General features: G+C 70.9%; 9 protein-coding genes. 4 read left to right on the plus strand and 5 right to left on the minus strand.

Annotation, left to right across the window (positions count from 1 at the left end; genetic code table 11):
- Nucleotides 1-15: 15 nt before the first annotated feature.
- Nucleotides 16-651: a VOC family protein gene (locus BA895_RS04680; protein WP_070190711.1), complete on the plus strand. Its 636-nt coding sequence runs from the start codon at nt 16-18 to the stop codon at nt 649-651.
- Between the two features lie 130 nt (nt 652-781).
- Here the strand turns inward: BA895_RS04680 and BA895_RS04685 are convergent, their stop codons facing one another.
- The 5 genes from BA895_RS04685 to purB all read right to left on the minus strand — a co-directional run bounded on the left by BA895_RS04685 (nt 782) and on the right by purB (nt 5,811).
- Nucleotides 782-3,265: a cation-translocating P-type ATPase gene (locus tag BA895_RS04685; RefSeq protein WP_217493820.1), complete on the minus strand. Its 2,484-nt coding sequence runs from the start codon at nt 3,263-3,265 to the stop codon at nt 782-784.
- Entirely contained in the window at nt 3,262-3,486 is a 225-nt protein-coding gene (locus BA895_RS04690; RefSeq protein WP_070190712.1) for a heavy-metal-associated domain-containing protein, read from the minus strand. Before BA895_RS04690 ends, BA895_RS04685 begins: the two co-directional genes overlap by 4 nt.
- Before the next feature lie 30 nt (nt 3,487-3,516).
- Complete coding sequence (locus BA895_RS04695) at nt 3,517-3,798, minus strand: metal-sensitive transcriptional regulator (RefSeq protein ID WP_070190713.1); 282 nt, start codon at nt 3,796-3,798, stop codon at nt 3,517-3,519.
- 75 nt (nt 3,799-3,873) lie between these two features.
- Nucleotides 3,874-4,296, minus strand: coding sequence for an MmcQ/YjbR family DNA-binding protein (locus tag BA895_RS04700; protein WP_070190714.1), 423 nt, complete (start codon nt 4,294-4,296; stop codon nt 3,874-3,876).
- 102 nt (nt 4,297-4,398) lie between these two features.
- Nucleotides 4,399-5,811, minus strand: a complete 1,413-nt coding sequence (purB, locus tag BA895_RS04705) for an adenylosuccinate lyase (protein WP_070190715.1) — start codon at nt 5,809-5,811, stop codon at nt 4,399-4,401.
- Between the two features lie 210 nt (nt 5,812-6,021).
- Here purB and BA895_RS04710 point away from each other — a divergent pair, with 210 nt between their 5' ends.
- From BA895_RS04710 to BA895_RS04720, 3 genes are all read left to right on the plus strand, one after another.
- Nucleotides 6,022-6,528 carry a hypothetical protein gene (locus tag BA895_RS04710; RefSeq protein ID WP_070190716.1) on the plus strand — a complete coding sequence of 169 codons (507 nt, stop codon included), beginning with the start codon at nt 6,022-6,024 and terminating at the stop codon, nt 6,526-6,528.
- A gap of 163 nt (nt 6,529-6,691) precedes the next feature.
- A complete protein-coding gene (locus tag BA895_RS24780) occupies nt 6,692-9,919 on the plus strand; it encodes a tetratricopeptide repeat protein (RefSeq protein ID WP_139142512.1) in 3,228 nt (1,075 codons plus the stop codon).
- A 71-nt stretch (nt 9,920-9,990) separates the two neighbouring features.
- Nucleotides 9,991-10,443 (plus strand): calcium-binding protein, encoded by a 453-nt coding sequence (locus BA895_RS04720; RefSeq protein ID WP_070190718.1) that lies wholly within the window; start codon nt 9,991-9,993, stop codon nt 10,441-10,443.
- Nucleotides 10,444-10,642: the final 199 nt, after the last annotated feature.

The raw sequence follows: 10,642 nt of genomic DNA on the forward strand, positions 1-10,642 counted from the left end.
GCCACGATGGACGCTATGCGAGTTGACCACGTCTCCTATGCGTCAGAGCCCGACGGGCTCAGAGCCACGGCTGCCCGGCTCTCGAAACTGATCGGCGTGGCCGCGATCGACGGCGGCGTGCACCCGCGGTTCGGCACGCGCAACATCATCATCCCGCTGGCCAAGGACCACTACGTCGAGGTCGTCGAGGTGCTTGACCACCCGGCATCCGACAAGGCCCCGTTCGGGCAGGCCGTTCGCGCTCGCTCGCTCGAAGGGGGCGGCTGGCTCGGCTGGGTCATCGCCGTCGACGACATCCGCCCGATCGAGAAGCGACTGGGTCGCGACGCCGTCGCCGGCAACCGACACCGCCCCGACGGCACCGAGCTGCGGTGGCGTCAGCTCGGCATCAAGGGCCTGATCGCCGACCCGCAGGTGCCGTACTTCATCGAGTGGGACGACATGATGGTGCACCCCTCCGCGGGCGCCGACTCCACCGCGACGATCCAGAACCTGCAGATCGCCGGCGACTCGAAGCGGATTCGTGAGTGGCTCGGCCCTCAGGAGAGCTTCGACAAGGAAGACATCGACTTCACGTTCGTGGCTCCCCACGGCCAGCCGGGGCTGCTCGCGGTCACCTTCGACACGGCAGAGGGCCTCGTCATCATCTGACGCGCCGCCGCAGTCTGCACGAGGGGCCACTAACGATACCGACCACACCGACGACACCGACGTGTCGTCGGTATCGTCGGTGGCCCGTCGGCTGCCCGTGGTCGGCAGCAGCGCTCCAGGCGGATGCCGCTCAGCGGGCGAAGCGCTTGAGCCGCAGTGAGTTGCTCACGACGAGCACCGACGAGAGCGCCATCGTGGCCCCGGCGATCATCGGGTTGAGCAGCCCTAAGGCCGCGAGCGGCAGGGCCGCGGTGTTGTAGCCGAAGGCCCAGGCCAGGTTCTGCTTGATCACCCGCAGCGTCTCGCGCGAGAGCTCGATCGCGTCGCCGACGGCGTCGAGGTCGGCCCGCACGAGCACGATGTCGGCGGAGTCGATCGCGACGTCGGTGCCGGTGCCCATGGCGAGACCGAGATCGGCCTGAGCGAGAGCCGCGGCGTCGTTGATGCCGTCGCCGACCATGGCGACCACGCGACCCTGCTGCTGGAGGTCGACCACGACGCGGTACTTGTCGGCGGGAAGCACGTCGGCGAGAACGCGCTCGGCCGGGATGTCGACCTCACGGGCCACGCTGTGAGCGGTGGCCTCGCCGTCACCGGTCAGCAGGTAGGCCGTCAGGCCCAGCTCGCCCAGCCGGGCGATGGCCGCCTTGGACGACGCCCTCACCGTGTCCTCGACGGTGAGGGCCGCCTGCGCCACGCCGTCCCAGCCGACGTAGACGGTGGTGCCTCCGCGCCCGGTCGCGTAGCCGCGCAGCTGGTCGTCGACGGACTCGAAGAGCGCCGCCTTCCCGACCGTGACCTCGGTGCCGTTGACGCGGGCGGTCGCGCCCTCGCCGGGGTTGGTCGTGAAGTCGCGGATCGGGGGCAGGGTCAGGCGCGCCTGCTCGGCCCCGGCCACGATGGCGAGGGCGATGGGGTGCTCGCTGCCCTTCTCGACGGCGGCAGCTGCCGTGAGGGCGGCCTTCTTCGACAGACGGCCCCGCACCTCGATGCTGCGCAGCTGCAGCCGGCCGGTCGTCACCGTGCCCGTCTTGTCGAGCACGATGGTGTCGACGCGGCGAGTGTTCTCGAGCACCTGGGGCCCCTTGATGAGGGTGCCGAGCTGCGCGCCACGGCCCGTGCCGACGAGCAGAGCCGTCGGGGTGGCCAGGCCGAGCGCGCAGGGGCAGGCGATGATGAGCACCGTGACCGCCACGGCCAGCGACTGCGACAGCGCGTGCCCGGTCGCGAGCCAGGCGACGAAGGTGACGAGCGCGATGATGAGCACCGCCGGCACGAAGACCGCCGAGACCCGGTCGGCGAGGCGCTGTACCTGCGCCTTGCCCGTCTGGGCGTTCTCGACGAGCCGCTGGATGCCGGCCAGTACGGTGTCGGAGCCCACCCGGGTGGTCTCGACCACGAGCCGGCCGTTCGTGTTGATCGCGCCCCCGGTGACGGGGTCTCCGGGGGAGACGTCGACCGGGGTCGACTCACCGGTCACGAGGCTGGTGTCGACCGCGCTCTGCCCGTCGCTCACGATCCCGTCGCTGGCCACTTTCTCACCGGGCCGCACGATGAAGCGGTCGCCGACGACGAGGTCGCCGATCGGGATGCGGGTCTCTCGCGTGACGCGGGTCGAGGGGTCGATCCGCAGCACAGCGACGTCTTTCGCGCCCAGGTCGAGCAGGGAGCGCAGGGCATCCTTGCCGGAGTCCTTGGCCCGGGCTTCGAGGAACCGGCCCCCGAGCAGGAAGGTCGTGACGACGGCGGCCACCTCGAAGTAGAGGTCGGAGCCGCCGAAGAGCAGCGCGGCGATCGAGTAGCCCCACGCTGCGAGCACCCCGATCGAGACGAGGGTGTCCATCGTGGAGGCGAGGTGGCGGGCGTTGACAGCGGCCGCCCGGTGGAAGGGCCAGGCGCACCACAGCACGACCGGGGTGGCGAGCGCGAACTGCAGCCAGCCGCTGGCCCCGAAGCTCGGGATCACCATGGCCAGCAGGAAGACCGGCACCGTGAGCGCCACGGCCACGATGAGCCGCGGCCGGATGGCGTTCTGCGCCGGCACGTGGTCGAGGTGGTTCTCGTGCGAGCCCCCGCCGGCGGCCTCCGGCGCTTGGCCCCCGGTCAGGTCGGTGACACGGCGCGCCACCACTGCCCTGGCCGAGGTGAACGAACTGAGCGCTGGCTTGACGACCCGTTCGGCCAGGGTGGCGCTGACGGAGCGAACGGCATCCGCCGGTGTGGTCTGTGCTGTGGTCGGGGACGGCTGCGAACCCAGCTTCTCGAGCAAAGCGCCGGCACCGGGCGGGGTCACCTCGGAGGTAGGAGTGCCGGTGCCGCCGATGACGGTGGCCCCGTAGCCGGTCTTCTTGACCTCGGCGATGATCTGCTGCCTCGTGACCGGGGTGGCGAACGAGACCAGGGCCTTCTCGGTTGCGAGGTTGACGCTCGCCGAGGCGATGCCGGGCATCTTCGTGAGTCGACGTTCGATGCGCGCCGAGCATGAGGCGCAGGTCATGCCGGTGATCGACAGGCGCACCTCACTCGTCGACCGGGCCGGGTCAGGGTTGGCGGCAGGGTTGGCGGCAGGGGTGGTGTCAGAGCTGGTGGCGGAGGTGGTGCCGCTGGCGCTCATCGGAGGCTGTACCCGGCTTCGGCCACGGCCGCCTCGACGGCAGCGAGGTCGAGCGGCTCCGAGCCGGTGATCGTGACGAGGGAGTCGGCATCCGGCACGAGGTCGACGGACACCCCGTCAACCCCGGGCAGCGCGGTCAGCGCCTCGCTCACCGCGTTCGAGCAGTGGGTGCAGGTCATCCCGCTGACGGTGACCTCTGTCGTGACGGTTCGCGTGTTCATACCTTCTCCTCGGTGGTTCTCTGCGGTGCTTCAGCTACGGACCAGGCGAGCGATGGCGTCGGCCGCCTCGCGCACCTTGACCTGCGCGGCCTCGTCGGACTCACGCGCGGCGTCGACGACGCAGTGTGCGATGTGGTCTTCGAGCAAGCCGAGGCTGACCGCCTGCAGCGCCTTGGTGATGGCGCTGACCTGGGTCAGGATGTCGATGCAGTAGATGTCGTCGTCGACCATCCGTTGCACGCCGCGCACCTGCCCCTCGATGCGTCGCAGGCGCTTCTGGTAGTCGTCTTTCGAACCGCTGTAGCCAGCCATGGTGTCCTCCTCGCCGATGGGCCCATCATACCCCTGCGGGGTATTGAAGCCGACCAGGCTGGGGGTGTGTCCCGCTCATTGCCGTTGCTCGGCGAGGTAGGTGGCGGCGAGCCGCTTGGTGGTGCGAGCCAGCCACGCGTCGGTGACCACCTCGCGCAGCTCATCGACCCGTAGCCGCCCGACGTCGCGTTCGAGCAGGAGCACGGCGTTGTACCCGTTCCAGTGCGGCGTGGTGAAGAACGGCGAGTCGGGGTCGCCGACGAGGGCCTCCTTGTCGGCGGCCGAGCAGTAGAGCGCCACGACGTCGGGGTAGGGCGCACTCGTGGCGGGGTCGACGGCATCCTTGCGGGGTGCCCGGAAGATGACGAAGGCCTTGCCCCGCACGCTGTAGCTGGGCCGCCCGGGCGAGGCCGTGTGGGCCGGGTCGCGCTGCACCTCGGGCAGGGCGGCCGCGCACTCGTGGAGGTCTTTCACTCTCGCCTTGGGTGGGCGTGCCATGCCTCCAACGCTAGCGCGGCCCCGTGGGCAGGGTCCGACGACGAGACGGTCGAGCGCTGGACGCGGTCATCGGGCCCGAGCGGTGACGGCCGGCCCGAACGGTCACCGAAGGTAGTCGTCGACGAGCCGCGCGGCGAGGGCGGTGTAGGTCTGCGGCGTCAGGGCGAGGAAGCGAGCCTCGACCTCGGGCGGGAACCCGAGCCCGGCCACGAACTCCCGCAGGTCGTCGCCGTCGATGCGCCGGCCGCGGGTCAGCTGCTTGAGCCGCTCGTAGGGCTCGTCCATGCCGGCAACGCCCTGGGCGCCGAGCGCGCGCATCGCCGACTGGATCGGTTCACCGAGCACCTCCCAGTTGCGGTCGAGGTCACGCGCCATCGCCTCGGGCACGGCGTCGAGCCCGGCCAGGCCACGAGAGACGTTGTCGAGCGCGAGCAGCGAGTGGCCGAACGCCGTGCCGATGTTGCGCTGCATGCTCGAGTCGGTGAGGTCGCGCTGGAGGCGGCTCTCGACGAGCGTCGACCCGAGCACGTCGAGCAGGGCGTTGCTCACCTCGAGGTTGGCCTCGGCGTTCTCGAACCGGATCGGGTTGACCTTGTGGGGCATGGTGCTCGAGCCCACCGTGCCCTGACCGCGCACCTGGGCGAAGTAGCCCAGCGAGATGTAGGTCCAGACGTCGGTGCACAGGTTGTGCAGGATGCGGTTGAAGCGAGCAATGTCGGAGTAGAGCTCGGCCTGCCAGTCGTGGCTCTCGATCTGCGTCGTCAACGGGTTCCAGGTGAGACTCAGGCCCTCGACGAACTCGCGCGAGACGGTCGGCCAGTCGACGTCGGGGAGGGCGAGCGCGTGCGCGCCGAAGGTGCCCGTGGCGCCGTTGAACTTGCCGAGGTACTCCTGTCGGTCGATGCGGCGCAGCTGGCGGCCGAGTCGGTGGGCAAGCACGGCGAGCTCCTTGCCCATCGTCGTCGGCGTCGCGGGCTGGCCGTGCGTGTGGGCGAGGAGTGGCACGTGCTTCAGCTCGCGAGCCAGCGCACTGACCTGCTCGACGAGAGACCGGGCCCGCGGCAGCCACACCCGTTCGACGGCGCCCTTGACCATGAGGGCGTACGAGAGGTTGTTGATGTCTTCGCTGGTGGCACCGAAGTGGACCAGCTCGGCGATGCCGCGGTCAGCGGCGTCCGGCGCGATCTCGGCGAGACGCTCCTTGAGAAAGTACTCGACGGCCTTGACGTCGTGCACCGTGACCCGCTCGATCTCACCCAGCTCGGCCACCTGGTCGGGGCCGAAGACGTCGACGACCCTGCGCAGGGCCTGCACCTCGTCGTCGGTCAGTGGCCGCACGCCGGGCACGACCTTGCGGGTGGTCTGGTGGATCAGCCACTCGATCTCGACGTGCACCCGCTGTCGGTTGAGCGCCGCCTCCGAGAGGTGGTCGACGAGCGGGGCGACGACGCCGCGGTAGCGACCGTCGAGAGCCCCGAGCGCAATGGGGGGGTGGGCGTCAGCCAACGAGACCATGACCGCATCCTCCCAGAGTCGGGGCCCGTGCTCGGATGCTGCCCACCCCGCGCTTGCCCACCGCCCCCGTTCGCGCCGCGGTCTGGAGTGCGCGCGAAACCCGTTGTGACGTCATGCTGACGGGTTCCGTGCACTGTGACGTCGTCACCCACACCAGTGGGACCGACACCACCGGCGGTCACCAGGGCCGTCACGCACAGGGGGAACGACATGTTCGCACGCACCACCAAGAAGCTCGCGCTCGCAGCAGCGATCTCGGGCCTGGCCACCTTCGGTCTCGCCGTTCCGGCGCAGGCCGCGACGACCGTCACCCACGACGGGTGCACCCTCGAGGTCGACCCGCCGATCTTCACCAACCACTTCTCCACCACCGGGGCCAAGCTCTTCGACTACCCCTACCACCTCACCTGCCTGCCCTCGGCGGCCGGAGTGACGGTCACGGTGACCCACGAGCGCTGGGAGAGCGACATCCTGGGGCGCGCTGGTGACCCCGACGCTCCCGACGAGTTCACGGGGCGGTCGAAGCGGAACCTCGTCTTCGCCGCGGCGGGCCAGACCAGGAACATGACGGTGCGGGCTGTGCTTCCCACGGTCAACGATGACACGGACATCCCGCTGGAGATGTACCAGACCGCCACCTTCCGGGTGAAGAGCGGGGCGGTTCTCGGCACCACCTCGCCGAAGGCAGTCGGAGCCTCGACTCCACTCATTCCCTGACCTCAGAGCACCCAGATGTCGTGAGCTGACAGCTCGACGAAGCGGCGCCCACGGCTTGGCCGTGGGCGCCGCTTCGACCTGTCCCGCGGCCGTGGCTGTGCCTGGTCTGGGTGCGACCTGGGCGCAACCCGTATCAGCAGGGAGTGGCCGGCCACTCACGGGTATGGACCTTCCCCTGGCATCGTCGAGACGGGTACTCGTGGTGGCGGCCGCCGGCTACGGCAAGTCGGCCCTGCTGGAGCAGCTGCGTCCGGCTGCCGGCGTCGCGGTGCCGGCAGCCCGGGCCGTGGAGGTGGGTCTCCCGAGGTCGTCGTGGTTGGGCATCGAGAACGTCGACCGGTTGAGCACGCCCGACGCCGCCCGGCTGCTCGACCTCGTGGCCGGCTTGAACGGCACGAGCGTGGTGCTGACCTCCCGCGTGCCGCTCTGCGCTGAGGTGCGATCGCATCTCCGAGGCCCGGTCTTCGAGCGCGGGCCGGCCGACCTCGCCCTCGACCCGTATGCCGTGGCGGTCTGCCTGGCTCGAGACCACGGCGTGACCGATCCCGAAGTGGCGCTGCAGGTGGCCGAGCTGACGGCCGGCTGGCCGACGCTCGTGCACTTTGCCGGTGACGCCCTCGAGCGCCACCCGTCGATCGATGTGCGGGCGCAGCTGGGCGCCCCCGACGGCCCAGCCGCGCACTGGCTGAACACGGAGGTGCTGTCGGCTCTGACGGCATCCCAGCGACGGATGCTGTGCCTGGTGGCCGGCCTGGGGCCCGTCACCCAGCTGTTGTGTGACCGCCTCGACCGGGCGGGGGAGGCGCCGAGCGGCACCGGGGAGATGGGTGGGTTGGTCGATCTGCTCGAAGGCCTCGGACTGCTCGTGCCGGTGCGACGCATGACCGAGACCGAGCTCGTGATGGTGCCGGCCGTCGCCGACCTGGTCGCCGGCGTGGGCCAGACTGCACCGTCACCCGGCCTGAGCGACGAGCAACGATGGAGCGTCGCGGCTGATGTGCACACCGCCAACGGCGCATGGCTGCCGGCGGCGCACGCCCAGGCTCGACGCGGTGACGCCGGGTCGGTCGCCGCCATCCTCGTCAAGCAGGGCGAGAACCTGTTGCGACGCGGAGACGCCGCCGGGATCGTCTCGTTGGCCGGTGCGCTCGTCACGGTGTCGAGCCGCGATGACACGCGACCCCGGGACCCGCTACGCGAACGTTCGGCACGTCTGCTGCGACGAACGTACGCCGAGGCGCTGCGCCGATCCGGAGACGTGACGGCTGCTCGTCGCGCGTTCGCGCCCCTCGTCGAGCAAGCCGAACGGGTGGGTTGGGATGCCGGCCTCGCTGCCCGGGTGGCTCAGCTGCACTACACCAAAGGCGAGTTCACTTGCGCCTTGGCGGTGCTCGACGAGGCCGGTGGTCACCCGGCGCCCATGAACCAGGTTGGTGTGGCGTGTGAGAGTTCGACCCTGTCGGGCCTACGCACTGGCACCTGCTTCGCGGCCGATGTGGTGGAGGACGAGGTCGACCAGTTGGCCTGCCGCGTGCACGTGTTGGCGGTGCTCGGCCGTGCTTCGGAGGCGACCCCGGTCGCCGAGCGGGTGCTGGCGCTCGCCGAGGCAGACGGAGGTGACCGGGTGCTCGGGGTCGCCCATCTGGCGGCCGCCCGACTGGCCCACGGTGCTCGCAAGGAGGCCCATCACGAACAGGCCCTGCGGTCGGCCACCCGCGCCAACGACCTGGCCACGGCGGCCAGGGTGCTGGGTGCCCAGACGCACCTGCTGCTGGCCCAGGCCCGCTACTCCGAAGCGTGTGCGGGGGCGCGAGAAGCGGTACGACTGGCCGAGCTGTCGAGCCCGCCCGGGCTGCGTGCCGCCGCCCTGCACAACCTGGCCGAGGCCCTCCAGCGCACCGGCCACTATCCGGAGGCGCGATGGCACCTGCAGCGTTCGGTGGCGATCTGTCGACGGTTGGGACCGGCCCGGGCAGCGCTGGGCCTGGTCGGGATGGGTGACGCCCACGGTGAGCTGGGGCACGACGAGCAGGCTCGGGCGTGCTACGTCGAGGCCGTCGAACTGGCGCGCGGCTCGGGCGACACACAGGTGCTGGTCGCGGCGCTGTCGGGAATGGCGCGTCTCGAAGCCGAGCAGGCCCCCGGGGCGAACGGGTGCGACGAGGAGGACGGCCAACGGACCGCGGGGGCGGGAGTCGCCAACGGCCGGGTGGCCGCCGAGGAGGCCAGCCGTCTGGCTGGTCCGGATTCGTTGCCCATGGCGTTGACCGCCCTCGGCTGGTGCCTGCTGCAGAGCGGCGAGCACCAGGCGGCCAGGGAGTGCGCCCACCAGGCCCTGGCGGCCGCGCGGGAGACGCGTGCCGTCGATCTGGTGGCGGGGGCGCTGCTGCTCTGCTCGGAGACGGCTGGTGGGCCGGCGAGCGCGCGGGCCTACCTCGAGGAGGCCCTGTCGATCTGGCACGGCGGAGGAGCGGTCGTGGCGGCCGCCAAGGTGTCCGTGATGCTGGGGCGGCTGGTCACCGCTGACTCCACCGACCGCTCGAGGGCACGCGAGGCGACCCGGCTGCTGCAACGCCTCGGCGTCAGCCGCGTGCACGGGCGTCCGCTGTCTCAGGCACCCACGGCCGCCACCGTCGTCGTCGAGGTGCTGGGCACCTTCGCCGTCAGAGTGGCCGGCGTCGACGTCCCGCTGCCGGCCTGGCGGTCACGCCAGGCCCGCACTCTCGTCAAGATCCTGGCCGCGCACCGCGGCAGAGTCGTCACGCGGGCCCGGCTCTGCGAACTGCTCTGGCCTGACGACGACCCCGCACGCACCGGTCACCGGCTGTCGGTGCTGCTCGCGACCGTGCGTGGCGTTCTCGACCCGCTGAAGGCGTGGCCGGCTGATCACTACATCGCGGCCGACCAGCACGGCATCCGGTTGGTGCTGCCGCTCGTCGAGATCGACGCCGAGGCCCTGCTCGGGGACGCGAGACATGCCGGCGAGCTGATCGAGCGCGGGGACGACGAGCTGGCTCTCGAGATTCTGTCGCACGTCGATGCGCGCTACCGGGGTGATGCCTTCGAGGAGGAGCCGGCCGAGGAGTGGGCGGATGCCCTCCGTGAAGAAGTTCGGGCGGCCTGGGTGCGCTCGGTGCGCCGGTTGGCCACCCTGCAGGCCAGACGCGGCCGAGGTGGCGACGCCCTGGGGCTCTTCGTGCGGCTCCTCAGCGTCGACCCGTACGACGAGCAGGTGCATCGACGACTGGTGCTGAGCCTGACTCGCGCTGGTCGCCACGGTGAGGCCGCCCGGGCCTTTCAGCGCTGGGTGTCGGCGATGCGCGAGATCGACGCACCGACGCCGGATGCCGCGCTGCTGACACCGGCGGTCTCCGTTGTGACGCCACACTGACGCCCCTGAGTCACCCTCGACCCATCCACGCGACCGGTGTTGACCGGCCCGCCCAACCAGAAGGAACTGTCATGTCACTGCTGAAGCTCGCACCATGCACGAACCGTCGACGCCTCGGTTTGGTCGGCTCCACCCTGTCCGGTGTCGCCATCGCGGCCCTGGTGGCGGTCGGACCGGCCGGGTCGGCCGCGAACGCCGCCGACCCCAGTCAGGAACTGCCGGCGGGTTTCGTCCCCGTCTGCACCCTGGCCTGGACCAACCTCATTCTCGGCACCTCCGACAACGACCGAATCCGTGGCACGGATGAGAACGACCTCATCCTCGGGATGGGTGGCGATGATGTGATCGAGGGCGGTGGCGGCCGTGACTCGATCTACGGCGGCAACGGCAACGACCGACTCGACGGGCAGGCCGGTGACGACTGCATCGTCGGCGGTTCCGGCTACGACGGCTGGGTGGTGTTCCGGTTCGCGCCGCACGGTACCGACGACGCGTACGAGACCGAGGCGCGTTACGAGTACTGACCGGGCCGGTGGCGGCATGTGACCGCGGGGATCGGACCGTGGCGGGTTTGCTCGGCCCGGCTGCCGGTCGCGGCCGCGGGGATCGGACCGTGGCGGGTTTGCTCGGCCCGGCTGCCGGTCGCGGCCGCGGGGATCGGACCGTGGCGGGTTTGCTCGGGTCGGTGGCGGCATCCGGCCGCGGGGATCGGACCGTGGCGGG

The organism is Humibacillus sp. DSM 29435 (assembly GCF_001758225.1).
In the GTDB taxonomy this organism is placed as follows: Bacteria; Actinomycetota; Actinomycetes; order Actinomycetales; family Dermatophilaceae; genus DSM-29435.

What these genes read in the sequence shown, in the direction of transcription:
- BA895_RS24780 (WP_139142512.1), top strand. Translation starts at nt 6,692, where the DNA reads ATGGACCTTCCCCTGGCATCGTCGAGACGGGTACTCGTGGTGGCGGCC.
- purB (WP_070190715.1), bottom strand. Translation starts at nt 5,811, where the DNA reads ATGGTCTCGTTGGCTGACGCCCACCCCCCCATTGCGCTCGGGGCTCTC.
- BA895_RS04710 (WP_070190716.1), top strand. Translation starts at nt 6,022, where the DNA reads ATGTTCGCACGCACCACCAAGAAGCTCGCGCTCGCAGCAGCGATCTCG.
- BA895_RS04720 (WP_070190718.1), top strand. Translation starts at nt 9,991, where the DNA reads ATGTCACTGCTGAAGCTCGCACCATGCACGAACCGTCGACGCCTCGGT.
- BA895_RS04690 (WP_070190712.1), bottom strand. Translation starts at nt 3,486, where the DNA reads ATGAACACGCGAACCGTCACGACAGAGGTCACCGTCAGCGGGATGACC.
- BA895_RS04695 (WP_070190713.1), bottom strand. Translation starts at nt 3,798, where the DNA reads ATGGCTGGCTACAGCGGTTCGAAAGACGACTACCAGAAGCGCCTGCGA.
- BA895_RS04700 (WP_070190714.1), bottom strand. Translation starts at nt 4,296, where the DNA reads ATGGCACGCCCACCCAAGGCGAGAGTGAAAGACCTCCACGAGTGCGCG.
- BA895_RS04685 (WP_217493820.1), bottom strand. Translation starts at nt 3,265, where the DNA reads ATGAGCGCCAGCGGCACCACCTCCGCCACCAGCTCTGACACCACCCCT.
- BA895_RS04680 (WP_070190711.1), top strand. Translation starts at nt 16, where the DNA reads ATGCGAGTTGACCACGTCTCCTATGCGTCAGAGCCCGACGGGCTCAGA.